This is a genomic window from Mesorhizobium sp. GW821-FHT04C10 (genome assembly GCF_059420305.1).
This window is the reverse complement of sequence record NZ_JBWKTL010000002.1, coordinates 335,011-361,038: the sequence shown is the minus strand read 5'-3', so window position 1 is coordinate 361,038 and position 26,028 is coordinate 335,011. Positions and strand designations below refer to the sequence as shown.

Annotated in this window: 25 protein-coding genes and 1 pseudogene; 13 read left to right on the top strand and 13 right to left on the bottom strand. The window is 60.5% G+C overall.

Translation table 11 applies throughout. From position 1 onward, the window contains the following. Positions 1 to 37: 37 nt before the first annotated feature. The 12 genes from AC07UC_RS35225 (at position 38) to AC07UC_RS35170 (ending at position 11,817) form a co-directional block, all read left to right on the top strand. Positions 38 to 1,072, top strand: coding sequence for an ABC transporter substrate-binding protein (locus tag AC07UC_RS35225; RefSeq protein ID WP_494909346.1), 1,035 nt, complete (start codon positions 38 to 40; stop codon positions 1,070 to 1,072). 198 nt (positions 1,073 to 1,270) lie between these two features. Beyond that, entirely contained in the window at positions 1,271 to 2,038 is a 768-nt protein-coding gene (locus tag AC07UC_RS35220) for an enoyl-CoA hydratase-related protein (RefSeq protein WP_494909345.1), read from the top strand. Between the two features lie 31 nt (positions 2,039 to 2,069). Next, positions 2,070 to 3,236, top strand: a complete 1,167-nt coding sequence (locus tag AC07UC_RS35215) for a thiolase C-terminal domain-containing protein (protein ID WP_494909344.1) — start codon at positions 2,070 to 2,072, stop codon at positions 3,234 to 3,236. A gap of 2 nt (positions 3,237 to 3,238) precedes the next feature. Continuing rightward, positions 3,239 to 3,637 (top strand): Zn-ribbon domain-containing OB-fold protein, encoded by a 399-nt coding sequence (locus AC07UC_RS35210; RefSeq protein WP_494909343.1) that lies wholly within the window; start codon positions 3,239 to 3,241, stop codon positions 3,635 to 3,637. Continuing rightward, positions 3,630 to 4,082, top strand: a complete 453-nt coding sequence (locus AC07UC_RS35205) for a MaoC family dehydratase (RefSeq protein WP_494909342.1) — start codon at positions 3,630 to 3,632, stop codon at positions 4,080 to 4,082. Before AC07UC_RS35210 ends, AC07UC_RS35205 begins: the two co-directional genes overlap by 8 nt. After that, positions 4,079 to 4,825 (top strand): SDR family oxidoreductase, encoded by a 747-nt coding sequence (locus AC07UC_RS35200; RefSeq protein ID WP_494909341.1) that lies wholly within the window; start codon positions 4,079 to 4,081, stop codon positions 4,823 to 4,825. Before AC07UC_RS35205 ends, AC07UC_RS35200 begins: the two co-directional genes overlap by 4 nt. 18 nt (positions 4,826 to 4,843) lie before the next feature. Next, a complete protein-coding gene (locus AC07UC_RS35195) occupies positions 4,844 to 5,638 on the top strand; it encodes an enoyl-CoA hydratase (protein ID WP_494909340.1) in 795 nt (264 codons plus the stop codon). 39 nt (positions 5,639 to 5,677) lie between these two features. Further along, positions 5,678 to 6,865, top strand: a complete 1,188-nt coding sequence (locus AC07UC_RS35190; RefSeq protein WP_494909339.1) for a CaiB/BaiF CoA transferase family protein — start codon at positions 5,678 to 5,680, stop codon at positions 6,863 to 6,865. 38 nt (positions 6,866 to 6,903) lie between these two features. After that, positions 6,904 to 7,785, top strand: coding sequence for a polysaccharide deacetylase family protein (locus AC07UC_RS35185; protein WP_494909338.1), 882 nt, complete (start codon positions 6,904 to 6,906; stop codon positions 7,783 to 7,785). Next, positions 7,782 to 9,293, top strand: coding sequence for a malonate--CoA ligase (locus AC07UC_RS35180; protein ID WP_494909337.1), 1,512 nt, complete (start codon positions 7,782 to 7,784; stop codon positions 9,291 to 9,293). Before AC07UC_RS35185 ends, AC07UC_RS35180 begins: the two co-directional genes overlap by 4 nt. A 108-nt stretch (positions 9,294 to 9,401) precedes the next feature. Further along, entirely contained in the window at positions 9,402 to 10,346 is a 945-nt protein-coding gene (gene speB, locus AC07UC_RS35175; RefSeq protein WP_494909336.1) for an agmatinase, read from the top strand. 525 nt (positions 10,347 to 10,871) lie between these two features. Further along, positions 10,872 to 11,817 (top strand): IS630 family transposase gene (locus AC07UC_RS35170; protein WP_494909335.1). Its coding sequence is split into 2 segments (ribosomal slippage): positions 10,872 to 11,210 and positions 11,212 to 11,817, totalling 945 coding nucleotides; the frame shifts between segments, so codons are not numbered across the junction. 124 nt (positions 11,818 to 11,941) lie between these two features. Here AC07UC_RS35170 and AC07UC_RS35165 read toward each other — a convergent pair. Then, entirely contained in the window at positions 11,942 to 13,021 is a 1,080-nt protein-coding gene (locus tag AC07UC_RS35165) for an ABC transporter substrate-binding protein (RefSeq protein WP_494909486.1), read from the bottom strand. Between the two features lie 132 nt (positions 13,022 to 13,153). After that, positions 13,154 to 13,327 (bottom strand): annotated as a pseudogene (locus tag AC07UC_RS35160) (TrbC/VirB2 family type IV secretion system protein); the annotation flags it as partial. A gap of 275 nt (positions 13,328 to 13,602) precedes the next feature. Between AC07UC_RS35160 and AC07UC_RS35155 the strand changes: the two are divergent. Then, entirely contained in the window at positions 13,603 to 14,376 is a 774-nt protein-coding gene (locus AC07UC_RS35155) for an IclR family transcriptional regulator (protein WP_494909334.1), read from the top strand. A 19-nt stretch (positions 14,377 to 14,395) separates the two neighbouring features. On the opposite strand, the gene AC07UC_RS35150 is transcribed toward AC07UC_RS35155, so the two are convergent. From AC07UC_RS35150 to AC07UC_RS35100, 11 genes are all read right to left on the bottom strand, one after another. Next, positions 14,396 to 15,637: a hydantoinase/carbamoylase family amidase gene (locus AC07UC_RS35150; protein WP_494909333.1), complete on the bottom strand. Its 1,242-nt coding sequence runs from the start codon at positions 15,635 to 15,637 to the stop codon at positions 14,396 to 14,398. After that, positions 15,634 to 17,049, bottom strand: a complete 1,416-nt coding sequence (hydA, locus tag AC07UC_RS35145) for a dihydropyrimidinase (protein WP_494909332.1) — start codon at positions 17,047 to 17,049, stop codon at positions 15,634 to 15,636. Before hydA ends, AC07UC_RS35150 begins: the two co-directional genes overlap by 4 nt. A 61-nt stretch (positions 17,050 to 17,110) precedes the next feature. Then, entirely contained in the window at positions 17,111 to 17,845 is a 735-nt protein-coding gene (locus AC07UC_RS35140) for an SDR family NAD(P)-dependent oxidoreductase (protein WP_494909331.1), read from the bottom strand. A 34-nt stretch (positions 17,846 to 17,879) separates the two neighbouring features. After that, positions 17,880 to 18,719, bottom strand: a complete 840-nt coding sequence (locus AC07UC_RS35135) for an ABC transporter permease (RefSeq protein WP_494909330.1) — start codon at positions 18,717 to 18,719, stop codon at positions 17,880 to 17,882. Beyond that, complete coding sequence (locus AC07UC_RS35130) at positions 18,716 to 19,657, bottom strand: ABC transporter permease (RefSeq protein WP_494909329.1); 942 nt, start codon at positions 19,655 to 19,657, stop codon at positions 18,716 to 18,718. Before AC07UC_RS35130 ends, AC07UC_RS35135 begins: the two co-directional genes overlap by 4 nt. A gap of 106 nt (positions 19,658 to 19,763) precedes the next feature. Continuing rightward, on the bottom strand, positions 19,764 to 20,939 hold the full coding sequence (locus AC07UC_RS35125) for a polyamine ABC transporter substrate-binding protein (RefSeq protein WP_494909328.1): 1,176 nt from the start codon (positions 20,937 to 20,939) through the stop codon (positions 19,764 to 19,766). Beyond that, the gene (locus AC07UC_RS35120; RefSeq protein WP_494909327.1) at positions 20,936 to 22,108 is read right to left on the bottom strand and encodes an ABC transporter ATP-binding protein; all 1,173 of its coding nucleotides are present in this window, start codon (positions 22,106 to 22,108) and stop codon (positions 20,936 to 20,938) included. Before AC07UC_RS35120 ends, AC07UC_RS35125 begins: the two co-directional genes overlap by 4 nt. After that, positions 22,109 to 22,858, bottom strand: coding sequence for an SDR family NAD(P)-dependent oxidoreductase (locus tag AC07UC_RS35115; RefSeq protein WP_494909326.1), 750 nt, complete (start codon positions 22,856 to 22,858; stop codon positions 22,109 to 22,111). Beyond that, complete coding sequence (locus AC07UC_RS35110; RefSeq protein ID WP_494909325.1) at positions 22,858 to 23,538, bottom strand: isochorismatase family protein; 681 nt, start codon at positions 23,536 to 23,538, stop codon at positions 22,858 to 22,860. Before AC07UC_RS35110 ends, AC07UC_RS35115 begins: the two co-directional genes overlap by 1 nt. Before the next feature lie 39 nt (positions 23,539 to 23,577). Beyond that, a complete protein-coding gene (locus AC07UC_RS35105; protein ID WP_494909324.1) occupies positions 23,578 to 25,038 on the bottom strand; it encodes an amidohydrolase family protein in 1,461 nt (486 codons plus the stop codon). Positions 25,039 to 25,112: 74 nt separating this feature from the next. Further along, on the bottom strand, positions 25,113 to 26,024 hold the full coding sequence (locus AC07UC_RS35100) for a DMT family transporter (RefSeq protein ID WP_494909323.1): 912 nt from the start codon (positions 26,022 to 26,024) through the stop codon (positions 25,113 to 25,115). Positions 26,025 to 26,028 lie beyond the last annotated feature (4 nt).

The window sequence follows — 26,028 nt, the reverse complement described above, 5'->3', positions numbered from 1 at the left end:
GGCCTAGAAGTCATAAAGAAACCAGAGGGAAATTGGTATGAAACAGTTCTTGGCTAGCGCGCTCATCGCGAGCGCAATGGCGCTGACTGCAAGCACTTCCGTGTTGGCGGGCGGCACTGCGACCATCGCGAACTACGGAGGAGCATCCGGAGAAACCTTCTCGAAGGTCATCTGGCAACCGACCGCAAAGGAGCTTGGGATCACCATCAAGGAAGACAGCCTGTCCGGTGTATCCGACGTTCGAAACCAGGTAAACGCGAATGCGGTCGAGTGGGACGTTATCGAATTTGGCGTCGATGAATGCGCGGCGGGCGAAAAGGAAGGGTTATTTGAGAAGATCGATCGCAATGCGATCATCAAGATGGGCTACGCTCCGGAATTTGTGACCGACCACTACGTTCAAGTGAATACAGCGTCTTACATGATCGCCTATAACACCAAAAAGTATGGCGAGAACGGCCCGAAGTCCTGGGCTGATTTCTGGGACGTCAAGAAATTCCCCGGGACGCGCGCGTTGCGTGACAATCCGTCGGGCAATTTGGAAGCCGCCCTTTTCGCTGATGGCGTCAGCTTGGACAAAATCTACCCGATAGACCAGGACCGAGCATTCACCAAGATGAAGGAAATCAAGCCCTCGATACGGGTGTGGTGGAGTTCCGGGGCCCAGTCCGCGCAGCTCTTGCGGGACGGGGAAGTTGACATGATCGGAATCTGGAATTCGCGTTTCGAGCCGGTCGTCAAATCAGGCGCGCCCTATGCTTCGACCTTCAATCAGGGCGTCCTCATCGCTGACTGCATGGCGATACCGCGCGGGGTGAAGGATCTGTCGCTAGCGAGTAAAATGCTCATGAGCGGAGCAAGCCCGGACAAACAGGCCCAGGCCACGGTCTTGACGCCAAACTCACCCGTTTCGCTGCGGGCGTTCGATCTCGGCATAATCTCGCCAAAGCGCGCCGAGGAACTTCCGGGCTCCCCGGACAACGTGAAGAAGCAAGTCTACATGGATGGACCATGGTGGGCTCAGCATGGCGAAGAAGCACAGACGCGCTGGACCGAATTTATGCAAGAGTGAATTTTCGACAACTTTTTTTAACTACGAACCGCCGGCCACAGAGCCGGCGTTTTGTTTCAACAGTTGTTTCCAACAGACGGTGTCCTGCGACATATTTACGACGGTGAATTTAATGATTTCAACATTGGAATAGAAATCGCCAGGCCATCTCATCAGGATGACCTGGACGCTGATAATAGGCAGGAGAAGATAGTTGTAATGGGGGCACATCTCCAAGTCGTAACCGAGGGCGTCGTTGGCATCATTCGTTTTGTCAACCCGTCAAAGCTCAACGCGCTTTCCCACGATATGTGGCAGGAGCTAGGCGATTCACTGGACAGATTTGCGCAGTCCGATGACGTACGCGTTGCCGTCCTCTGCGGCGACGGCAGGCGGGCTTTCACCACAGGGGCCGACATTGGCAACTTCGCTGACTACGACCAGAACGAGTTCGACCGAGTGGTCCTGCATGCGCAAAATGCGCTGGATCGTTTTCCGAAGCCTGTCATCGCCCTCATTCACGGCTATTGCGTGGGCGGCGGCTTCGACATCGGGCTTCGATGCGACATCCGTTACGGAGACGAGAATTCCGTCTTCGGCGCCCCGGACCCCAAGCTCGGCACGGCTTGGGGAATGGGCACCAAGACACTGATCGATGCCGTCGGTGCAGCCCGCGCCAGGGAAATTATCCTTTCCTGCCGGCTAGTGCAGGCTGAGGAGGCGCTTCGCATCGGGCTCGTCGCAAAGATCGTGCCGGCGGACGAACTCGACGCTTTCGTATTCCAGGAAGCGCATCGCATCGCCTCTTATGCTCCGCTGTCATTGAAAGCTGCAAAGTACACGATTCGTGAATTGCTTCGCGCGCCCATCGATCGCGACGTGGAGGGTATCGTCGCCTCGGTTCACGAGTGCACGCAAAGCGGCGACTTTGCGGAAGGCCAGAGGGCATTTCTCGAGCACCGCAAACCCGATTTCAAAGGTCGATGACAGAACCTTATCCCGTTGAGAATGAAGCACCATGAATTCCTTATCACGAGCGATGATCGCCGGTGTCTTCGAATCGCCGCGCCGCAAAGCGCCGGGCATGCACCCTTTTGCGATCCATCACGAGGTCATCAGCGCCGCCTTGGCCGATGCCGGGCTGTCGATGCGCGACGTGGACGGGTTTTGCGCCGCGTGCGGTGACTGGAGCGAGGGCGGCGGCGTCCAGGACATCGTCGATCTCGCGGACTATCTCGGTATCCGGCCCACGTATTTTGACAGCACTGAGGTAGGAGGCTGCAGTTACCTCGTTCATCTTGGGAAAGCTGTGGCGGCAATCGAAGCCGGGTTGGCAAAGGTCGTGGTCATTTCCTATGCGGCAACGCCCCGGCAGTGGACGTTGACCTCCCCTCCCCTCGAACCCCTGTACCTCCCTGCAGGACCTGGGTTGTATGAAACGCCTCTCGATGCATCGATTATTGCAAGCTACGCGTTGTTCGCCCGCCGCCACATGGCCGTCTTTGGTACGACCGAAGAGCAAATGGCCGCTGTGGCTGTGGCCTTCCGGGCGCATGCAGGTCTCAATCCGGATGCCGCCAAGCGCGATCCTATGACGATCGACGTCGTTATGGGCTCGACGCCCATAGCCAACCCGCTAAAGGCGCTGGATTGCTGCCTGGTGACCGATGGAGGTGGCGCCGTGGTTGTTGCCAGGGGAGACATTGCCCGTTCCTCAGGCGCGGTCCCGATCCGGGTGGCCGGATACGGCGCGCAGATTCACCGAATGCAGCTTAGCCAGATGAACAAGGATCTCGTAACCCCCGGCAAGGTGTCTGGCCAACGTGCTTTCGCAATGGCAGGTATGGCACCGTCTGACGTTGACGTCGCCCAGCTCTACGACGCCTTTACGATTGTGCCTCTCTTAGCCCTCGAAGACCTGGGATTTTGCCAGCCCGGCGAAAGCGGACCGATGGCAGCCGATGGCCAGCTGACGCTTGGCGGGCGACTTCCCTGCAATACGGATGGCGGCGGCCTATCCTCCAACCATCCCGGCAAACGCGGGGTTTTCACCATTATCGAGAGCGTTCGCCAATTGCGCGGTACCGGCCCCGGTGTCCAAGTTCGTGATCCCGATGTCGCCCTTGCGCACGCAGTTGGGGGAACACTTTGTTCCGCGGCGACGGCCATCTTCGTGCGAGGTTGAGAATGGTTGCGGACGATGCGCTAAGCGCTTTTTTCTTTGAGAAATTGAAGAAGAACGAGCTCTACATCCAGAGATGCAGAGGTACCGGTGTGTTCCAATGGTACCCTCGCAACCACTCGCTGACCTCGGACAAAGGAGTGGAGTGGGTGAAAACGTCGGGGACCGGGAAGGTGTTTTCTTTCTGCAGGATGCATCGCGGACCGGCACCAGCATCGATCCGCTACGAAAAGCCGCTCCTTCTTGGCCTCGTCGAGTTGTCCGAAGGTCCGTTGATTTTGGCACGCCTCGAGGGGCCCGATGACGAGACCCCTGCCGTCGGGGACGAAGTCGTCATGTCCATGACCAAAACTACTGAACAGATGTATCCAGTATTCATATTTTCAGAGAGGCACAATGTCTAGCATATATTTGCAAAACCTTAGAGTTGGCGACCAGGCTAAATCGTCTCGCATTACAATTACCGAAACGCACATTGTGCTGTTTGCTGGGTTAACTGGTGATTTCAATCCGATGCATACGGATGCAGTCGCCGTCAAGGAAATGAAGTTTGGCCGCGTCATAGCGCACGGCATGCTGTGCGCTTCAATCAGCGCTGGCCTCCGTTCACCCATTGACGACTGGAAAATCATAGCCATGGCTGAAACGCGCCGCCGCTTCGTGAAGCCGGTTTTCGCGGGTGATACCGTCAACTTCGCTGCGGAAATCAAGGACATCAAGGACAAAGGCTCCGATCGCGGCTTCGGCCTGGTCACCCTGCAGGTCCGATTGCACAATCAGGATGGAGACGTGGTGCTGGATGGGGAAGACACCTTGCTCGTCGAGCGGCACAAGGAGGCAACGGCGTGAGCTCCAGACTAGATGGCCATACGGCGCTTGTGACCGGCGCTGGGGGCGGCATCGGCAGGCAGGTGTCTGCGCGTCTGGCCGCCGAAGGGGCCAAGGTCATCGTCACGGACTATGATCTGGAAAGCGCCCGGGCGGCGGCGGCGGTACTGACCTCCGATGGCAACGAGGGAGTGGTCGCGAGGCTGGATGTGACTGTCCGTGAAGAGTGGGACGCATTGCTTTCCCAGGTGCCCGAACCATTCCGCGACGTCGACATCCTGGTCAATGTAGCCGGAATAACGCGCGACCGCAGTTTGCGAAAGATGAGCGATAGTGATTTCCGCTCGGTGATCGACACCAACCTCTACGGCAGCTGGCTGGGCTGCCAGTTTGCCCTCCAGGTCATGCCGCCCCGGGGCTGGGGGCGCATCGTAAATTTCGCTTCTACGGCAATGTTCGGGGCCTTTGGCCAGTCCAACTATTCCGCGGCAAAAGCCGGCCTTGTCGGCTTGACACGGACTGTCTCAATGGAGGCAAGCCGCTATGGCATACTCGTCAATGCGGTCGCCCCTGGTTTCGTCGAGACCGAAATGACGGCGGCCGTACCAAGCAACGTCAAGGAAGACTGGCTTCGCCGCATTGCCCTCGGGAGAGCCGCACAGCCGGCGGAAATCGCCTCTGTGGTGGCGTTTCTTGCGTCGAACGACGCCAGCTATATTACCGGTCAAGCCCTTATTGTGGATGGCGGATCATCGGGCGCCTAAGACTGAGAGGAACAAGCGATGCACGACACGTCCCATATCATCAGAAAACGCGACGGTGGCGTTGCATGGTTCATCTTCAACCGGCCGGAGACCCGCAATGCGGAAACTGCCTGGATGGACGACGAACTGGTGCGTACCTGTGAGGAGGTCAACGCCGACCCGTCGATCAAGGCGCTGATCTTCACGGGTGTAAAGGCAGAGAAACCCTGCTTCACCTCGGGCGCAGACTTCAATCGACTGGGCGAAATCAACGACTACGAGGATATCCTCAAGCTTGAAGCAAGCGGCGAACGCTTGACCTCCGCGATCGAGTCGGTCCGGGTACCGACCATCGCAGCAATGGCGGGCGCCGCCATTGGCGGCGGCGTTCTGATTGCGGCCGCCTGTGACATCCGACTTGCCTCGCCGTCACTGCGTTTCGGTTTTCCACTCGCCCGCACATCCGGGTCTTGCGTGAGCATGCACAATATCGCCCGGCTGATGAGCCTCATAGGCTATCAGCGTGCCAAGCAAATGATCATGTCCGCACGCCTCTACAGCGCGGACGAGCTTTACCACGCCGGCGGTCTGGACGAGGTGGTCGCCGACGAAGATGAGCTGTTTCGAAGAGCACAGGAGATCGGTGACAGCTACGCGGACCTTGCGCCGCTGACGATCTGGGCCGCGAAGGAGACCGCCAGGCGGATCCGCGATTTCAACATCCCGCCCCATGCCGACGCCGATATCCTGTCCGCCTGCTATCTTTCGGAGGACTTCAAGCAGGGCGTGGCGGCTTTCAAGACGAAAAAGAAGCCTGTTTGGCAGGGCAAATGACACGCCGCGGGAACGCCTTTCGCCATGGAGACAACCCAAATGCCACCAATTGACGGCCCCCTCTCGAGATTTCGTGTTCTCGACCTTACCCGAGCCCTGGCGGGACCAGCTGCCGCACGGCAGCTGGCAGACTGGGGCGCAGATACCATCAAAATCGAGGTCCCGACCGACGATCCAAACCCGCCGGACGAGATGAGCCCTCGTTTAGGGTCCTATTTCCAGAATGCGCACCGCAACAAGCGATCAATTGCGCTGAACCTCCGCAGCGACGAAGGGCGCGAGATTTTCTATGATCTGGTCAAGGGCGCCGACGTCGTCCTGGAGAATTACCGGCCGGCCGTGAAGCATCGCCTCGGCATCGACTATGAGAAGCTGAGCGAGATCAACCCGCGGCTCGTTTACGGATCGATTTCGGCCTTTGGACAAGACGGCCCATACAGCGATCGGCCAGGTTTCGATCAGATTATCCAAGGCATGGGCGGGCTGATGGCTGTCACCGGCTTTCCGGAAAACGGCCCAACGCGGGCGGGCACCGCAGTTTCGGACCTGTCCGCAGGACTGTTTTGTGCCTACGGCGTGGTCGTTGCACTGCTGGACCGCGAGGTGACCGGCAAGGGCCGATGGGTTCGCACGTCCCTGCTGGAAGCAATGATCGCCATGATGGACTTTCAAGCCGCACGCTGGCTTTGCGAGGGCGAAATCCCCGGCCAGGTCGGCAACGACCACCCGACAAACTTCCCAATGAGCGCTTACAGGACTGCGGATTCCTCCATCAATATCGCCCCGATGGAAGACCCGATGTGGAAGAAATTCTGTTCGGTCATCGAGCGACCAGACCTTGTACAAAACCACGACTATAAAACCGAGCAGAACCGGGTGATCAACAAGGAGTCATTGCGCAAGGAGATCAACGCGGTGATTTCGACCAAGCCCACCACACACTGGATCCGCGAGATGAACGCGGCGGGCGTTCCGTGCGGACCGATCTACACCATGGACCAAGTATTCGCAGATGAGCAAGTGCGCCACCTTGGCCTCGTCGAAGATCTGGCACACCCTGACATCGCTCGGCTTCGGCTGGTTCGACAACCCGTGAGAATGGAGGACCATGCCCAACCGATCGCCTCCCCAATTCCGAAGCGCGGACAGCACACAACTGAAGTCTTGACGTCGCTTGGCTACAGCGAGAGCAAGATAGACAGTCTGAAGCGAGCCGGCGTGATTTGAGGATCGCGTACCGCTTCCCCTAACCCAGAGAGCTGGACATGAAGTCAAACCCACGTATTCCCTTTGTCCTCTCCTCGGAAGCGCCGAAGCTTCAGGCTCCCGAGGGTAAGTCGCTGATCATCCATGTTATCGTGAATGTTGAGTATTGGCCGTTCGATAAAAAGATGCCGAGAGGCATCGGAACCTCGCCGCACGGTATCCAGCCAAGTCCCGACGTATTGAATTTTAGCTGGTACGAGTATGGCATGAGGTGCGGTCTCCCGCGATTACTGCGTGGGCTTGGCAAGAGAAACCTACCCGCCACCTGCGCGATCAATGCCGGTGTGATCGACGTCTATCCGTCCTGTGCGGACGCGATGGCAGAGGTAGGATGGGAATTTATCGGGCATGCCTATGAACAACGTGCCTTGACGCTGGAGACCGAAGAGGAAGTGATCCAGCACACGGTCGACAGGATCAGCGAGTATACCGGCAAGAAGGTCAACGGCTGGCTTGGCCCCGGCCTCGTGGAGACGATCAATACGCCGGAACTTCTGAAGAAGGCAGGGATTTCTTATGTCTGTGATTGGGGATTGGACGATCTCCCGACGATGATGGAAACGCGCGAGGGTCCCTTAATCGCCATGCCGAGCAGTTGCGCCATAGATGACGGGCTTGTCTTTGGCATAGAAACAAGACCGTCGGACGAGATGTACACACGTTTGGTCTCCACAGTGAAAACGTTCGAGAAAGAGACGAGTCTTAACCCCCGGATTATCACAATTGGCCTGCACCCGCATTTGATTGGAGAGCCCCACCGTTACAACTACCTTGAGACCATGCTCGATTTCCTGACGGCAAGAGATGACGTGATTTTTCTCAACGGCACAGCTATTGCCGAGTGGTTCGGCCGCCAGGTTTCGACAGGATCACCGCGGTGAATAACCATTTTTTCAGTGCCTTGAGTGTCCGACTACCGCCGGCAGACCGTGTATTTTCTCGTTTTTCGGACGGAAAAGAGTTCACCTACGGCGAGCTGTTCGAATGGTCCGCGCGATACGCTAATGCCCTCAGACGTCTTGGCGTACAACCCGGCGACAGGGTCGCGGTCAAACTCGAGAAGAGCATCCATTATTTAGCGCTTTATCTCGGAACGCTCCGGGCCGGTGGCGTCTTTCTGCCGCTCAACACGGCCTACACGGCGGCCGAGGTTGATTACTTCCTATCGGATGCCGAACCGGCAGCGTTTATATGCAACCGTGTGGAACGAGAGACGCGGCCGTTCGAATTTGTTCATTCCCTTGAGTTCGCGGAAGCGACGAACGACTACTCCGGAAGCCTTTATGAGGCCGCAGCCGGAAGCTCGCCATCGTTCGAGAATATCGTTCGCGACGAGCATGACCTTGCGGCGATCCTCTACACTTCCGGGACCACCGGGCGTTCCAAGGGAGCGATGATCACACACGGAAACCTGGTTTCGAACGCCGTTACGCTCGTAGACTTCTGGCGCTTTACGACAGATGACGTGCTGATTCACGCCCTGCCCGTTTACCACACACACGGTCTTTTCGTGGCCACCAATGTCACGCTTTTTGCAGGGAGTTCCATGACCTTCCTTCACCGGTTCGACGCCAGATCTGTCCTGGATTGCATGGACAAAGCCACCTGCCTGATGGGTGTGCCGACTTTCTATGTTCGCCTGCTTGGGCACGCGGACCTTAATCCAAAGACGACCAGGAACATGCGGTTGTTCATCTCCGGCTCCGCACCATTGCTCCCAGAAACCCATCGCGCTTTCAAGGAACGCACCGGCCACACCATCTTGGAGCGTTACGGCATGACGGAAACAAACATGAACACATCCAATCCCTATGAGGGAGACCGTATTCCCGGCACTGTTGGGGTCCCGTTGCCGGGCTTGGCATTGCGCATCGTCGACCAGGAGACTGGGGGCGAGCTCCCCCACGGCGAGGTCGGAATGATCCACGTAAAAGGGCCCAATGTCTTCCGCGGTTACTGGAGAAACCCGGAAAAAACTGCTGCGGAACTGCTGCGGGACGGATTCTTTGTCACGGGCGATATCGGCAGGATAGACCAGCGCGGTTACGTATCCATCGTCGGTCGTGGGAAGGACTTGATCATAACCGGCGGATTCAATGTCTACCCAAAAGAAATCGAAGAGCAGATCGACCAGATTGACGGAGTTGTTGAGAGCGCTGTTATAGGCTGCCCCCACCCAGATTTCGGCGAGGCCGTGACCGCAATAGTCGTCGGAAATGGTTCGAACGCGCTCTTATCCTCAGAAATCATTGAACATCTGAAGGGCTATCTCGCAGCATACAAATTGCCGAAGTCAGTGATCTTCGTCGAAGAATTGCCGCGCAACGCCATGGGAAAGATACAAAAAAAACTACTACGCGAGACTTACTGTAATTTGTACAAGAGATAGGAAATTCGTCGGCTCTTTGTAGAGAGATTGTCGAAATCGACGAAATACGCCTAGCACGATATGTTTCCAATACTATCGCATCCGGATCGGACCAACTGGAGAATGCCAATGACCTTCGCTCTCAATCAGCCATTGAGTGGCAACGAGATGGCGCGTTTTTCTGGGCCGGCAACCATGATGCGACTGCCGTCGCGGCCAACCGCGGAAGGTCTTGATGCCTGTTTCGTAGGTGTTCCCATTGACATCGGCACTTCGAACCGCCCAGGGACGAGGCTCGGGCCCCGCCAGGTCCGTGCTGAGTCCTCGATGCTGCGCCCCTACAATATGGCCACCGGAGCGGCTCCCTTCGAGAGCCTCCAGGTCGCTGACATTGGCGATATTCCCATCAACACGTTCGACCTCAAGAAGACGATCGACATCATTACCGAAGCATATGACGACATACTGTCGTTTAACTGCATACCCCTGACCATCGGTGGCGATCACACGCTGACTTACGGAATTTTACGGGCTATCGCCCGAAAGCACGGTCCTGTTGCCCTGATTCACATCGATGCGCATGCAGATGTCAACGACGAGATGTTCGGCGAGAAGATCGCGCATGGCACACCGTTTCGTCGAGCTTTTGACGACGAGCTCCTCCAGAACGACAAGGTCTTCCAAATCGGCCTGCGGGGCACGGGGTATTCCCCGGACGACTTCAACTGGGCACGCAGTCAGGGTTGGACCGTGGTGCCGGCCGAAGAATGTTGGGGCAAGTCGCTTGCGTCTCTGATCTCCGGCATTCGTTCCAAGATTGGTGATGCTCCCACCTACATCACCTACGATATCGATAGCTTGGACCCCGCATTCGCGCCAGGAACAGGTACGGTCGAGATAGGAGGTCTCACGACATGGCAGGCACTGGAACTGATCCGCGGTTGCAAAGGCATCAATATTGTTGGTGGGGACCTGGTAGAGGTGTCCCCACCGTTCGACCCCTCCGGCAATACAGCCCTTATTGGCGCAAACTTGCTCTACGAAATGCTTTGTGTGCTGCCGGGCGTTAAGTGAATTTTGTACTGGGGTGAACGTGTGTCTTGCAGGTCGAGGTAATGCTCGAAAGGTTCTGACCATGTCGTGGGCGCGACTGGAAATCTGCTGACATACCTTCCCCCATACTGCATGAGAGATCTTCCCGGCGCCACTGCGCTGACCCAACTCTAGCCGCCCGCATCGGCAATATCGGCAGCTATTTGCGGAAGGATTACGACTTCAAGTTTTCGATCTATCGCTATCGCGGCAACGAACAGTTGACTTTTTTGATGGAGAGTGTGGATCCAGTTAGGTCTTTTCTTAGACACCTGCGGATCGGCCTCGATGTCCGTCTTCCCCGCTATCACGAGAACGTCCTTGCCGCGATCGAAGTGAGCACGAACAGCTATCGTGTGCGATATTAACGAGCATGCACCGAATATTTTTGGCCGAACTGTGCCGCAATAAATTGCATAGCTAGAGCGGTTCGCATTTTATCTGAATCAGGATTCCCAAGATTGAGCAAATCAGATTCGATGTTCTGACTGTTGGAGGTCGGGACAGATGGCCAAGCCTTATTCGATGGATTTGCGGGAACGGGCACTGGCTCGCCTTGAAGAAGGCGAGACGAGCCGAGAGGTGGCTGCGGCGCTGAAGGTGGCAGTTTCGAGCGTGATCAAGTGGGCGGCGCGCAAGCGTCGGCTGGGCAGTGCGGCACCTGGCAAGATGGGCGGTCATCGACCCTATCTGATTGACGGGGAGCATCGTGCTTTCGTCCTGAGCGAGGTCGAGCGGGATGCCAACATAACGCTTCATGAATTGACGGCCGCACTGGCTGACCGGGGTCTCATCATCCACCCCGCCAGCGTCGGTCGCTTCTTGCATCGCGAGGGCAAGAGCTTCAAAAAAAACCGTTCTGCCGGCTGAGCAGCTCAAGCCGAAGCTGATGCGTCGGCGCGCGCAATGGATGCGCTACCAGACCCGCATTGACTCCACACGCCTGGTCTTCCTGGATGAAACATGGGTCAAGACCAACATGGCGCCATTGCGCGGCTGGGGTGTGTGCGGCAAGCGGCTGATGGCTCACGCGCCATATGGGCATTGGAAGACGATGACCTTCATCGCCGCGCTGCGGCATGATCGGGTAGAGGCGCCTTGGGTCATTGACGGACCCATCAATGCGCAGGCCTTCCGGGTCTATGTCGAAACCGAACTCATCAAGACACTGAAGCCGGGCGACATTGTCATTCTCGACAATCTCGGGTCTCACAAGGGCCAAGCCGTCCGCGACATCGTCAGGGCCGCCGGAGCGCGGCTCTTCTTCCTGCCGCCCTACAGTCCAGATCTCAATCCAATCGAGAAGCTCTTCGCCAAGCTCAAGCACTGCATGCGACGCGCCGCCAAACGAAGCATCAAGGCCGTACACAACGCTATCGCCTGCACCCTCGACGACGTCACCCCAAATGAATGCAACAACTACATCCAAAGCGCTGGATACAAGTCAACCTAAATGCGAAACGCTCTAAAGGCCGGGGAGGCGGTGTGGCAAGGTCGAGGGTGACGTGCCTCCACGCCGCCCTCGCGTCAAGTGCGGGCGAGAGATTTTCTGATCTTTCGCCGTGATCGCCCGAGGGTTATTGCTGCATAAAAGTCAACCAGCGGCTTTGCACTTCGGCGCCTTTGTCTGCCCACCAGGGGCCCTGCATGACGACTTGGCCCGGTAGATTGTCCGGCGCTGTCGGAAGGGTTGGAAGCAGTTCTGGTTTGATTACGCCAAGCGTGAACGCGAGGTTTGAGATCGGAGAAATCGGTTTGAAGTTAGCCAGCTCACCCTGATATTTCGGAGAAGCAGCCAAAGGGAGTATCTTGTGCGCCAGCGCGCTATTTGGAGCACCCTTCGGAATTGCATAGCAATCAGCAATCATTACGCCGCCGTTCCACCCGAAGCTGTAGGGACTCTGCCCGCCATCCAGCACCGCTTGTAGCCGAGTATTCCAGATCCCGATCATGTCAACTTCTTTGTCGCGAACGAGCTGTGCCGCCTGTGCTCCCGAACTCCACCATACGTTAATGTGTGGTTTGATCTCATCGAGCTTGCGGAAAGCGCGATCCAGATCAATTGGATAAATCTTGTCGGCGGGCACACCATCCGCGAAAAGGGCAGCCTCTAGATTGTGAGCGGGCGCATTGCGAAGCGAGCGGGCGCCAGGAAACCTTTTGACGTCCCAGAAATCCACCCAGCTCTTTGGGCCGTTGTCGCCATACTTATCTTTGTTCCAAGCAATAACGTATGAGGCGGTGTTGATCAGGACGTATGTGTCGGTCAACGAAGAGGCATCGTAACCCATGTCCTTGAAGGCCGCATGGTCAAGTTTTTCGAAAAGTCCCTCCTTTTCCCCGACCGCGCAATCGTCAGTTGTCAATTCAACAATGTCCCACTGGACTGCCCCGGCGGCCACTTGACTCCGGACATCTGCGATGCCCGATGTCGAATCTCTTTTCAGGGTAAGTTGCTCTTGGGCGGCGATCGGGTTCCAGATAGCGTCGTCGCTGGCCTTAGCGGCGCTGCCGCCAGCATTCGCTATGGTAAGGCTGCCCTGTGCTAACCCCAGTCCCGAGCCGGCCGTCGCGAGGCTCGTTCCAATTGCCAATGCGAGGATGCCCTTTCGCCAGCGCTGTGAAACCGCCGAACGAGATTGAAAAATATTCGACATTTGTTTTTCCCCTTTGCTCAAGCTTGCCCGTTCCTCGCCCGAGGATAGGGGTGCAAACGATACGACAGCCTCGGCCAGCATCAATTTCATTGAGCCAAACCAACCATTGAGAACCTTCAATCTAAAGTCGGCCAGCAAGCGGCGGAATCCGCCTGACACCGAAAGCGAGCGACAGCCCGGTGGCGACGATGATGATGACTGCCACGATCTTGGCGATTGGTCCCTCGACGGATTCGAGGATTTGTTGAAGCGGCTTGCTTCCACGGCATGGGAAGAACCTGCCGCGTGAGCGGGCGCGATCATCATGGCCCCGCGACCGCGGCATTCCATCTATCGAGTGGCCGGCATTCACCGATGATATCGACGCCATTCTCGATCTGAAGCGGCGCTGCGCCGGGTATGGCTATTCGGAGAACTTCATTCTATAGGAAGAACTCTTTGGCCGAACAGAACTGATTACCTTGAGCCCCTCTCGCGACGACATTCCCAAACGCTCTTCGAGGGCGGAACTTCACCATGACGGCACCCACTGGCTGCTTGCACCGCAGGCAAGCGAACGCTTCGTAAAACAGCCGCCCGGATTGGTACCCGCGCTGGAGAATGCAGTTGCGATCCTGCAGTTTCTTAACGACACACCGCCTCATGAGGCGGCGCTCGTCGACCTTACCGCGGCGCTGGATATATCAAAGACCCACTGCCACTCGATTTTGAAGACGCTGGTGCATTTCGAGTGGCTGAAGTTCGATCCCAGATCCAAGACCTACCGTCTTCACTCTGGGCTTCTATCCACCGCGTCCAGCCTTCTCAATTCTCCGGTTCTGGATGCGGTGCGGCGCAGCCTCAGCGCGCTCGTGCAGCGCATCGACATCCCGTGCCTGCTGACCCAGCCTATGGACGACGATACCTTCATCGTCATCGACAAGTTCAACGGTCCGAAGTCGATGGAAATATCCTTCCCGATCGGACACCGGTTTCCGCGTGACGCCTGCGCCCAGATGCGAGCCTATCTGGGCTGGCAGACACCGCAGCGACTCGATCTCTGGATGCAGCATTGGACGCCTGCCCGCTATACCTCGAAGACGCCGCTTGACGCGAAGTCAATCCGGGCGTCCGTCGCTGCTACGCGCGAGCGCGGCTATGCGCTCAGCCAAGGCGAATTCACGGAAGGCATCATGGCGATCGCCCTGCCGATTTTCGACCGCGACGGACAGGTCTCTTTCATCTTTAACTGCTCTTTCATGATCGACAGCTTCCTCCCGGAGGAGAAGAAGGTGGCGTCCGAGATGATCCGGGCCGCCACCGAGATCCATCGCGCCACGCTGGCACGGCTACCGGAAAGTTTTCCCGTCCTGTAAAGACCCGCGGCAGGACGCGTCAGTAGGCGAGCTTATGGATGCCGGCAGCCAGCAGCCTTATGCCGGCGACGATGTCGGCGATGGAGGAGAACTCCTCGGGCGTATGGCTGCGGCCTTCCTTGCTGCGCACGAAAATCATGGCGACCTTTGCGATGGTGGCCATCTGCTGCGTGTCATGGCCGGCGCCGCTGGCCATGGTCAGAATTGGGATAGCCTGTTCGGCTGCGCATTTCTGCAACATGGAAACGACCGCCGGGTCGCTGCGGCATGGTCGGTGATCGATCTGCACCGTCCAGTCGAGGTCCAGGTTCCGGCGAGCGGCCACTTCGCGCATCGTTTCCTCATGGGTAGCATAGAGCCGTTCGCAGCGCTCCGGATCGGGATGGCGCGCATCGATGGTGAACTGCACGCTGGAGGGAATGACCGCTGTGGCGTTCGGCTCCGCGATCACGCGCCCGACGGTCGTTACCGCCGGACGGCCCCATCGATGCGCCGTATCGATGGCGCGCGACCCGATTTCCATGAAGCCGGCCATCGGATCGCGGCGGATATCCATCGGGAAGGCGCCGGCGTGGTTCTGCGTGCCACGCAATTTCACGCTGTAGTGCCTGATCCCTGTCACCGCGTTCACGACCGCGACCGGGATTCCCGCTTCCTCGAGTATGGGACCCTGTTCAATATGAAGCTCGATGAACGTATCGATGTCGCTGCGCCTGGCCTCCGGAATCCGCCTTGAGTCCAGGCCGACGGCCTGCATCGCCTCCGCCGCCGTCTCTCCGTCGAACCCGATCGTATTGTCGGGATCGTCGGCTTCGATGCGCCCGGTTATGGCGCGCGAACCCCAGAAATTCGCCGAGGGAAAGCGGCTGGATTCCTCCTCGCAGAATGCCACGGTCTCGATCGACCGGCGTGGTTGCCCAAACTGCTCCTTGAGCGCTTTGACCGCGATCAGCCCGGCAAGAGCGCCGAGCGCTCCGTCGTAGCGGCCTCCGGGCTTCTGCGAATCGATATGCGAGCCCGAAACGATGCTGGAGGACGCCGCGTCAGATCCCTGCAGCCTGCCCCAGACGTTGCCGACCGCGTCGCGGCTGACAGTAAGCCCCGCATCCCTGCACCACGAGGCGTACTGGTCGGTGGCCGCAACCCATTCCGGCGAATAGACCGTTCGCCATACCCCGGTGTCGCCATAGGAACCGTACGAGGCCAACGTCAGGATGTAGTCCTCGACGAGTTTGGGATCGATGATGATTTGGGCCGTCATGACCGTTGCGCCTCCAACTTTGCCGGACGAGTCCGCGACGATGCCGAGCCGCGATGGATGTACTTGCCGCGTCCGGTCGAGCCGATGAATGCGCCGCCCCGAATGATGACGTCTCCTCTCGATATCACCGTCTCGGGCGCGCCCAGGACCTCCATTCCTTCGAACATCGTGTAGTCGACGGCCGAGTGCAGGTCGGCTTGCGTCAGCCGCCGCCTGACCTCTGGATTCCAGATGACCAGGTCGGCATCGCCGCCGACCGCGATCGTCCCCTTGGCCGGGTAGAGCCCGAAGATCCTGGCGGGCGTCGTCGCCACCAGATCGACGAAGCGGTTCGGCGAGAGATCTCCGTTGGCGACGCCCTGCCAGACCAGCGTCATGCGTTCCTCGATGCCGGGAGCGCCGTTGGGAATCTGCCTGAAATCCTCCCGCCCGATATCCTTGCCGCCGTGGAAATTGTAAGGCGCGTGATCCGACGAGACGACTTCGAGATCGCCGCGCGCGATGGCGTCCCAGATGATCTTCGGCTGATGCCTGGCCCGCGGCGGAGGGGTAAAGACATATTTGCCGCCCTCGAATTCCGGAGCTTCGAATACGGCGTCGGTAATGTGCAGGTAATGCGCGCAGGTCTCGGCATGCACGGCCACACCGCGCTGCCGCCCTCGGACCACCTCCTCCAAGGCTTCGCCGCAGCTGACATGGACGATGTAGATCGACGCACCGACCAGTTCGGCAAGGGCGACGGCACGCGCCGTAGCCTCGGCCTCGACGCGTGGCGGGCGGCTGAGCGCATGGTAGCGCGGCGACAATTTACCCTGACCGGCAAAGCTGTCGCGCAGATATTCGACGGCCTCGCCGTTCTCGGCATGGACCATGACTAGCGCACCGTTCGCCCGCGCCTCCTGCAGCACCCGGATCAAGGTCCCGTCATCCACCATGGTGTCGCCCTTATAGGCCATGAACAGCTTGAAACTGGTGACGCCTTCGCCGGGCAGCGCCGACAATTCCGCCAGGGTCCGTTCCGAGGGATCGGAGACGATGGCATGCAGCGCGAAATCGATAACCGCCTTGGGATCGGCGCGGCGGCGATGCTCTGCCAGCGAGTCCAAGAGGCCGCGGCCTTTGATCTGCGGACAGAAATTGATGATGGTCGTGGTTCCGCCATGCGCTGCCGCGATCGTCCCGGTGAGAAAATCATCCTCGGTGTCGGCGAGCATGCCGGGCGTATCGAGGTGCGTGTGAACATCGACGCCGCCAGGCATCACCAGGCGCCCGGCCGCGTCGATGATCTGCGTCCCGCCGCCGCCGTCGATCGTGTCGGCGATCGCGCTGATGCGGCCGTTCGTGACCCCGATGTCGGCCGCGAACGTGTCGCACGCGGTGACGACGGTTCCGTTCTTGATTATCAGATCCACTTTTCCGTTCCTGTCTGCTTGGCGCATCGGGGCTGGGGATGCGCACGAATTGCTGGCGTGGTCAGCGGGCCGTGTAGCCGCCGTCGGCGACCCATACGGCTCCGGTCACGAACGAGGCTTCAGGCGACAGCAGGAAGGCTATGACCGGTGCAATCTCATCCGGCCGGGCGAGCCGCCCCAGCGGGATGTTCCTGACCGCGTCCTCGACCGTGAAGCCAAGGCGCTTCTGCTCGCGCTCCATCATGGGCGTATGCACACCGCCCGGAGCCACCGCGTTGAAGCGCACGCCACGCTGGGCATATTCCAGCGCCAGCACCCGCATCAGGTTGATGACACCCGCCTTTGCCGATGCATAGGCACTCAAACCCACCTGCCCGACGGTGCCGAGTTCAGAAGCCGTCGCGACAAAGGCGCCACGACCGGAATTCACCAGCCAGGGCGCGGTCGCCCGGGCCAGAAGATAGACGCCGCGCAGATTTACCTGCATGACAGCATCCCAATCCTGGGCCCCGGTCTGCTCCAGCCCCGCCGTGAAGCTTATGCCGGCATTGGCGACGACGGCGTCCACCCGGCCTTCGGCAGCGGCGAGGCGGGCGACCGCCTCGCCAAGCGCGGTTTCGTCGGCAATGTCCACCGCCACGCGCTGCAGCCCAATCAGTTCGGGCAGTGCGGCAAGTGCTGCCTCATCGCGGTCCAGCGCATGGACGCGATAGCCGTTGCCGGCCAGCAAGATGGCAGTGGCGGCTCCAATTCCGGAGCCGGCCCCGGTTACCAGGGCAACAGTCTGTGCGGTCACGTTTTTTGCGTCCTTCCATTTTGTGGCTTCGACTTCAGGCGGCTTCACCTTGCCCGGCAAGCATCAGCACAGCGTTGCGCTTTGACGCGCCCGACCATGCGAGAAAGAGACCCGCCGCCGCGAAGACGAATATCGTGAGGCCGAACATCAGGGCCGAAATCGCGGCGATATCTCCCTTCAGGCCTTGGCGCACCGAAGCCAGGATGTAGACAGGCAAGGGCGTGGTCTTCGCCGTGCTGACGAACAGCGAGACGATGACGTCATCGAAGGAGATGGTGAAGGCGAGCAGCCCTCCAACTACCAAGGCCGGAGTCAAGAGCGGAAGCGTAACCGTCATGAATGCCAGGCCGGGGCTCGCGCCGAGATCGGCGGCCGCTTCCTCGAGTCTCGGGTCGAGCGCGCTGAGGCGCGCACGCACGATGAACGCCACCAGCGCACCGCCGAACAGCGTATGCGCGATGATCATGCGCGCCAGCCCGGCATCGAGGTCGATCTTGACGAACCAGATGAGATAGGCGACGGCCTTGACGATCTCCGGAAAGGAGAGGACGACCAGCAGCAGCAGGCTGAGAGGGACGGCGACGGCTGCCGGCCGGCGCGCAAGAACGGTCCCGCACACGCAACCCAGAACAATGCTTGCGATCGCTGTGCCGAGCGCCACCGTGACGCTGGTGCGCAGCGTCGAAAGGATGTTCTGGTCGGAAAGCACGCGTCCGTACCAACGCAGACCCGCCCCCTTCCAGATGATCAGATAGTCGCCAACGTTGAACGAATAGGCCAGCACCGCCACGATCGGGGCAAACAGGAAGACGGCCACGAGAAGCGACCACAGGCCGAGCATGATGGATCTTGGTCCGGGCACGGTGCGGCTCATCGGGTCAACTTTCTCGCCAAGGCCGGCAGGCGCTGAATCGCCGATGCCGCTCCCGCCATGACGAGCACGCTGGCGACGACCACCCCCACCAGGGAGAGGGCCATTGCCGAGGCCAGCGGCCAGTTCTCGCCTTGCAGGAATTGCGAATAGATCAAGGTGCCTATCATCATGCCCTTGGCGCCGCCCATCAGTTCGGGGGTGACGTAGTCACTGGTCATGGTGATGAAGACGATCATCGCTCCGGCCGTGATACCGGGCGCCGTCTGAGGCAGCGTTATGCCGAGAAAGGTCTGCCAAGGCCGGGCATAGAGGTCTCGGCTGGCCTCGCGCTGATCCCTCGAAAGCCTGTCTATCGAGACGTAGATCGGCAGGATCATCATCGGCAGGAAATTGTAGACCAGGCCGAGCTGCACGGCGGTTTGCGTGAACAGCAGGCTTTCGCCCGTCCGCAGCAGCCCGACCGCTTGAAGCGCCTGCGAGACGATGCCGTTGCCGCCAAGCAGAATGCGCCAGCCGAGCATCCGCAACAGGTAGCTCGTCCAGAATGGCACCACGACCAGCACAAGCAGCCACGGCTTCAGCCGGTCGGGACAGCGCGTGCCGATGAAATAGGCGACGGGATAGCCGACAGCGATGCAGAGCGCTGTTCCGAGCAGCGCATTCTGCACGCTGGCGGCGAACACCAAGCGGAAGGTAGGCGTGAAGACGTTGAGATAGTTGTCGAAGGTCAGAGCGCCGGCGACTGCGTCGGCGCCGTGGCCTTCGCCATTGTAGGTGGCGAAGCTTTGCAGCGCGATGAGCAGGACCGGGACGATGAAGAATGCCGCATAGAACGCGAACGGCAGGACCACCAGCCACCAGTCGCGCACCATCCGCCCGAGGCGGCCCGAGACCGTGGGACTGTTTATGCCTTGATGCCGTTCGACTGCTGCGTGCACGGATTATCATTCCTTGAGACGGCCCGACGGCCGCTGCATCGCCGATGAGGCAAACGCAGCGGCGATTGGCGCGGACGGCTCGTTGCCGGGCCGTCCGCTGGTGCGGTCAGCCGCGCGAGGCCGCCGCCTTGATCTCGTTGAACATCTCGATTCGCTTCGAAGGGTTGGAGCCTTCGACCTGCTGGAAGACGAGCCGTTGCGCGACGCCGTCGGGGAACACGATCATGTCCTTGCGAACGAGGTTGGCGGGGAGTTTTTCGACCACGCCCTTCACACCGGTGTCGTAGCCGATGAAGGCCACTTCCTCGGCGGCAACGTCCGGATCGAGCATGTAATTGATGAAGGCGTGGGCTGCCGCAACGTTCTTGGAGCCGGTCGGCACCGCGTAGTGATCACTCCAGATCACGCATTGCGGAGTCGGGTAAACCCAAGTGTAGCTGTCCGGGTCCTGCTCGAAGATATGACGGCAGCTGCCGAGATAGCCCTGTCCCAGGACATAGTCGCCGTTCAGCATTCCCTGGACCGGGTTGGCGTCGAAGGCCTTCAAATGCGGAACCAGTTCCTTGAGCAATACGTCTCTGGCATGTTCCAGGCGCGCCACGTCACCGGTGTTGTAGTCCTTGCCCTCCCGCCAGAAGACCAGCCCAAAAACGCTCGGCTGGTCGTTGAGGACCGATACGCGGCCGCTGATATCGGACAGTGCCGCCACGCGGAAGAAATCGTCCCAGCTCTTGATCTCATCCTTGATGACGGTGTGATTGTAGAGGATGCCGATCGTGCCGAAATTCTTCATCACCGTGTAGCGGTTGCCGGGATCGAACGGAGGGTCGCGGAAATCGCTGCGGAGATTTTCGAGGTTCGGGATCTGTGCGTGGTCGAGCGGCTGGATAAGCTTGCGTTCGACCGTCTGCTTGACGTAGGCGTCGCCAAGCACGACGATGTCGTAGTCGGCGGAACCGGAGATTTCCAGCTTGGCGATGGCCGCTTCGACTGAATCGAAGGTGGCGACTTGGACCCTGGGGCCGGCGCCGGCGCTGAAACCGTCAAGCACCGCCGGGTTGGCGTAACCTGCCCAGGAGTAGATGAACAAGCTGTCGCCGAGCTTAGCGGTGCTTGCAGCCGCCTTGGCATGCGCCGGCAGATCGGTTTCGGCAAAGGCGGCCGAGATGCCGTTGACGCTCAGCGCCGCTGCGCCACCGGCCGTCGCCGCTAGGCGCAGGAAATTTCTTCGCGTCCATTCCTGGGAAGCAAGTATCCGGATAGTCCCATTGCTGTCGTTCATGGTCGGTTCTCCATCTTGAGGTTTGCTGAAACTCCCGGTTGATCCGGGATTATTGTGCTGTGATCGGGGTGCCAGGTGATCCAGACTTCGGCTCCGGGCACGACGGCCGGATCTGCAGCCCGGCTTGTGCAGGTAACCGTCTCACCACGTTTGGTCCGGGCCATGATGCAGTGGTGCGAACCGAGAAATTGGCGCTCAACCACCGTCGCGCCGACGCGGCAAAGATCGGCGCGCGGCTCGGCGCCTGGCGGCACCAGCTCGATACTTTCGGGACGAACAAGGACGGTGTTCGCGCCCTGCCCGCCATGGGCTGGAAGCCAGATGAATTCGTCCTCGGCGATCTCGATGAGGCGGCGGTCGCCGCGCGTCGATACGCACCCGGTAAAAAAGTTCGACTGGCCGACGAAATCGGCAACGAAGCGGCTCGCCGGGCGGTGGTAAAGATCGGCCGGGCCGCCGACCTGCTCGAGGCGTCCCGCATTGAGGATCGCGATGCGGTCCGACATTGCGAAGGCTTCGTGCTGGTCGTGCGTGACGAACACGAACGTGATCCCGACGTCCTGCTGGATTCGCCGCAACTCGGCCTGCATCGTCGCGCGCAGCTTTGCATCGAGCGCCGCGAGCGGCTCGTCGAGAAGAAGAACGCGCGGGCGGTTGACCAGGGCGCGCGCCAGCGCCACCCTCTGCTGCTGGCCTCCCGACAAGGCGGCAGGACGTCGTTTGGAGAGATCGCGGAGTTGCACGAGGTCGAGGACCTCCTCGACACGCCGGCGCCGTTCGACGCGCGCGACACCCTTGCGCCTCAGCCCGTATTCGATGTTGTCGTAGACGTCCATATGCGGAAACAGCGCATAGGATTGAAACACGATGTTCACGTCCCGCTTGTGCGGGGGGATGCCGGCTACCGGATTCCTGCCGAGCAGAAGTTCGCCGCCGGTCGGATGCTCGAAGCCGGCGATCATCCGCAGTGCCGTCGTCTTGCCGCATCCGCTCGGTCCGAGCAGCGAGAAGAACTCCCCTTCGCCGATCTCGAGGTTGAGCCTGTCAATGACCGGCGTAGCGCCTGCCCTCGAGTTGAAAACCTTCGAGATGTCCTTGAAGGTGATGGCCGCTTCTGCTTGCAATGCGTTCGCCTCGCCTGTCCTTTTCGAGAATGGATCGACGTACATTCAAAGCCCCCGGAAATGTCCGCCGCTGATGTTGAGCACGCTGCCGCTCATCCAGTCGCCGCCCTCGCCGAGGAGATGCAGAACGCCTTCGGCGATTGGCCGTGCGCCACCAAAGCCCAGCGGATGGGCGGCGAGATAGGCCTTCCTGCCTTCGCCGGAATAGGGCCGGCCGGTGTCACCTGTCGGCCCGGGAGTGATCGCGTTGACCAATATCCCGTGCGGCTCCAACTGGGAGGAGAGCGATACCGTCAGCCCGATCAGGCCCGCCTTGGCCGTCGCATAGGCGGGAGATAGCGTCGGCGAGCCAACGCGCGCGGCGAGGGAGCTTATGAATATGATCCGCCCGGCGCGGCTTTCCATCATCGCCGGGATAACCGCCCGCGAACACCACCACGCGCCGTTGAGATCGACCTCGATCACATGGCGCCAGTGGGCCTCGTCGATCGTCGCCGCCTGCCCGTGCGGCGCATCGAGGCCGGCATTGTTGACCAACGCGTCGATCCGGCCGTGAGCGGCGAGTGCGTCCGCGGCCAGCCGCATGGCGCTTGCGGGATCCGTGATGTCGACATGGCTATGGCTGGCCTGTCCTCCACCGGACCGGATCGCCTCGGCGACGGCGGCCGCTTCGTCGAGCAGGATGTCGGCGACGACGACATGGCCTCCTTGCGCGGCCGCTCGTTCAGCGATGCAGCGGCCGATGCCGCGCGCCGCGCCGGTGACGATGACGGTCTTGCCTTCGAGCCCGCCCATCAGGCAGCTGCGCCCCGCATGTCGCGCTCGAGCTGGCCCAGGACTTCGGCCAGAGGCAGAACGTCGGCGTAGCGGGCGTTGATGTCGAACAGATTGGCGACATGCGCCGAGGCGCAGCGGTCGCCGACGGCCTCTTCCGCGACAATCGCATGAAAACCGTAATCCAGGGCGCTTTCGCAGGTCGAGCGTATGCAGCCGCTCGTGCTGCAGCCGGTGACGACGACGGTGTCGATCTTCTTCGAAACCAGGATGCTCAGCAGATTGGTATTGAAGAAGGCGCTGGCGCGCGGCTTTTCGATGAGCGCCTCGTCATCGCGCCGCTCAAGGTCCGCAATCAGCCGGACGCGATCGGAGCCGCGTATCATGTTCCGGCTGTGCGGGGTCTTCAGGCGGGTCACCGCCGGCAGGTCGGACTGGCTGGCATCGTAAGCCATCGTGGTGAAGATGACCGGGACATCGCGCCGACCCCGCGCCACGGCGAGCAGACCCTTTATGGACTGGGTCACGCGGCCAAGGTCGGAGCCCAGCTCTTCATCGGTCCTCGTCCATGCGCCCGCCATGTCGATGACAAGGAGTGCCGGCCGCTCGCCCCAGCCGACGCGTCCGGCAAAGCCGGCCTTGCGGTATTGTTCGAGCAGCTCGGTGTTGCCGAGACGATGGACCATTTGTGTCGTTTGCATATCGTTTCTCCAGGGATGCCCCCTCGACCGGGGCGAAGTTCAGGCCCAGCGCAGCGCCGGCGGGGACAATTCGTCGGCCGTGCGGCCGGCCCAGTCGTTTCGCGGGATCGACGCCATGGCGCGCAGCTGCGCTTCGGCGAGGCGGCCGGCGGCGGCGGCATGGTCGATGGTGAGCACCTTGCCGTCGCGCACTACCGGCCGGCCATCGACATAGACGTGGCGCACGGCGCGGTCGGACGCGGAAAAGACCAGCGACCGCAGCGGATCCCGGCACGGCTGCATGGCGGGAGCTGTGCAATCGACAAGCACGATGTCGGCCTTGCATCCGGGCGACAGGCGGCCAATGTCGTCGCGGCCGAGCGCTTTGGCGCCGCCGATAGTGGAGGCCGCAAAGACGTCGGCAAGGCGCGCTTCCCGCGGATTGCCGGCCGTCAGCCGCGCCGCATAGATGGCAAGCCGCATCTCGTCGAGCATATTGTGCGGATAGACATCGGTGCCGATGCCGATGTTGACGCCGGCCTCGCGATAGCGCCCGAGATGATTGAGCGAGATACCGCGGCGCGCGAACACCGTTGGACAGTGGGCCACTGTCGCGCCAGCTTCCGCAAGCCGCTCCAGATCGCCGGTCCGCTCCCAATGCGTCCAGGGATGATGGTCGAGGAAGATGCCATGGCCGATGATTGTGCGTGGACCCAGAACGCCGAGCTCCGACAGCCAGCCGATCGGCGTGAGTCCGTGGCGCCGCGTGATCTCCTGGAATTCGATGATCGACTGGGCGGCATGCGTCTGGAACGGCACCGACCGCCGCTCGGCCTCGGCATAGGCGTCGCGCAACAGGCCTTCGCTGCAGGTATCGATCTGCGCTGGAGTGACCATGCCCGTCAGCCGGCCGCTCGGATGGCGTTCAGCCAGGTCGATCTCCTTCAGCGCGCGCTCGAAGGCCAGGCGGCCTGCCGGTTCGTCCCATTCGTATTCGACACGATGGCCATCGCGGGTCAGCCAGCGTCCGGAGCGGAACATCGGCGCCACGCAAACTCGAAGACCGGACTCCGCGTGGATGTCGAGCCATCCTTCGCTGGGGACCGCCAGGTCGCAAAGCGTGGTGACGCCGGAGAGCAGCAGCTCGGAAAGCGCAACGCCGTAACAGGCGCGCACGCTGTCGGCGTCACGGTCGAGCACGGTGAGATATTCGTAGAGCGAGGAGTTGTAGAGTCGCGGGCTGCCGACCTCATCCCACAGCCCCTTGTTCAGCGGCTCCTCGCCCGGATGCGAATGGATGTCCACCAAGCCCGGCATGACGAGATAGCGGCTCCCGTCGATCGTCTCGGCAGCGGGGCCGTCGTAGTTCGGCCCGACATGCAGGATGCCGTCCCGCGAGAAGACAACGTCGACGTCGCGCATATAGACGTGGCACCCGGCCTCCTGGTCCCAGCCGACCACGGTACGCGCCTGTTTGACATGCGTGACCCTTGCTCCTTCGGACGATCGGTCGGTAGTCATCAAAGTTCCCCGTTGTTCTTTATGTAGAACTATATTCTTATTACGGGACAGTGTGTTGCGTCGTCCCTTTGCTGTCAAGATGATTCTTGGCTGGCTTCAGTCTTTTCGGCAGCGGGCGCGGCGACCGCGCGAGGCAAGGCGAGAACGCCGCTGAGAGCTATCGCGGCTGTCCCCGCAAGCATCAGCGCGTCGGGAAATTCGCCGAGCAGAACTGCTCCGGCGATCAGGGCAAACGGGATGGCGCTGTAGCGATAGGGTGCGATCGCCGACAGCGGCACCGAACGCACCGCCACGATCATCAGCAGGTTTCCCGCAGCGACGAGCACGCCCAGCATGCCGATCAGCACCGCAGTCTCGAGATTGACCGCATGCCAGGTTTCGCCGGACAGCTGCGGGATGGAGATGACGGGAATGGCAAGGGTGGCGCAGGTAGCGATGACGAGCGAGGGAACACGCTGTGCGCTGCCACGGGTTATCACGTCGCGCGTGGTCAGGAGCGCTATAGCGGCGATGCCGAAGAGAAGGTGAATGCCGACGCCTTCCGCCGAGGGGCGCGTGATCATGACGACGCCAAGCAGCCCGATGGCCAGTGCCAGGCTCTGGCGGCGCGTCATCACGTCCCCGAACATCAGAACCCCGGCGACACTGGTCAGAATCGGCACGAGCTGAATGAGGGCGGTGATCGTCGCGACCGGCATGCCGACCAGAGCCATGACGAACATGACGCTCGCCATCGCATCGCATGAGGCGCGGAACAGGACGGCGGGGCGAAGGACCATCCAAAGCTGGCGGCCAACACCCAGCGTGAGGCTGAGGCCGAGCAATGCCGCGCCGCCGACACATCCGCGCAGCATCATGATCTGGGCAGGTCCCAGGCGCTCCGCTAGGATCTTGAGCGTCGCGTCGTTGGCGGCGAACAGAGCCATGGCGAGGCAGACCGCCGCGATGCCGCGGGTCTGCACCCCGCCAGGAATCATGCCACGCATGTCC

Coding starts and splice junctions, on each gene's coding strand:
- AC07UC_RS35225 (WP_494909346.1), top strand. CDS start 38: ATGAAACAGTTCTTGGCTAGCGCGCTCATCGCGAGCGCAATGGCGCTG.
- AC07UC_RS35220 (WP_494909345.1), top strand. CDS start 1,271: ATGGGGGCACATCTCCAAGTCGTAACCGAGGGCGTCGTTGGCATCATT.
- AC07UC_RS35215 (WP_494909344.1), top strand. CDS start 2,070: ATGAATTCCTTATCACGAGCGATGATCGCCGGTGTCTTCGAATCGCCG.
- AC07UC_RS35210 (WP_494909343.1), top strand. CDS start 3,239: ATGGTTGCGGACGATGCGCTAAGCGCTTTTTTCTTTGAGAAATTGAAG.
- AC07UC_RS35205 (WP_494909342.1), top strand. CDS start 3,630: ATGTCTAGCATATATTTGCAAAACCTTAGAGTTGGCGACCAGGCTAAA.
- AC07UC_RS35195 (WP_494909340.1), top strand. CDS start 4,844: ATGCACGACACGTCCCATATCATCAGAAAACGCGACGGTGGCGTTGCA.
- AC07UC_RS35190 (WP_494909339.1), top strand. CDS start 5,678: ATGCCACCAATTGACGGCCCCCTCTCGAGATTTCGTGTTCTCGACCTT.
- AC07UC_RS35185 (WP_494909338.1), top strand. CDS start 6,904: ATGAAGTCAAACCCACGTATTCCCTTTGTCCTCTCCTCGGAAGCGCCG.
- speB (WP_494909336.1), top strand. CDS start 9,402: ATGACCTTCGCTCTCAATCAGCCATTGAGTGGCAACGAGATGGCGCGT.
- AC07UC_RS35165 (WP_494909486.1), bottom strand. CDS start 13,021: ATGTCGAATATTTTTCAATCTCGTTCGGCGGTTTCACAGCGCTGGCGA.
- AC07UC_RS35150 (WP_494909333.1), bottom strand. CDS start 15,637: ATGACGGCCCAAATCATCATCGATCCCAAACTCGTCGAGGACTACATC.
- AC07UC_RS35135 (WP_494909330.1), bottom strand. CDS start 18,719: ATGAGCCGCACCGTGCCCGGACCAAGATCCATCATGCTCGGCCTGTGG.
- AC07UC_RS35125 (WP_494909328.1), bottom strand. CDS start 20,939: ATGAACGACAGCAATGGGACTATCCGGATACTTGCTTCCCAGGAATGG.
- AC07UC_RS35120 (WP_494909327.1), bottom strand. CDS start 22,108: ATGTACGTCGATCCATTCTCGAAAAGGACAGGCGAGGCGAACGCATTG.
- AC07UC_RS35115 (WP_494909326.1), bottom strand. CDS start 22,858: ATGGGCGGGCTCGAAGGCAAGACCGTCATCGTCACCGGCGCGGCGCGC.
- AC07UC_RS35110 (WP_494909325.1), bottom strand. CDS start 23,538: ATGCAAACGACACAAATGGTCCATCGTCTCGGCAACACCGAGCTGCTC.
- AC07UC_RS35105 (WP_494909324.1), bottom strand. CDS start 25,038: ATGACTACCGACCGATCGTCCGAAGGAGCAAGGGTCACGCATGTCAAA.
- AC07UC_RS35100 (WP_494909323.1), bottom strand. CDS start 26,024: ATGCGTGGCATGATTCCTGGCGGGGTGCAGACCCGCGGCATCGCGGCG.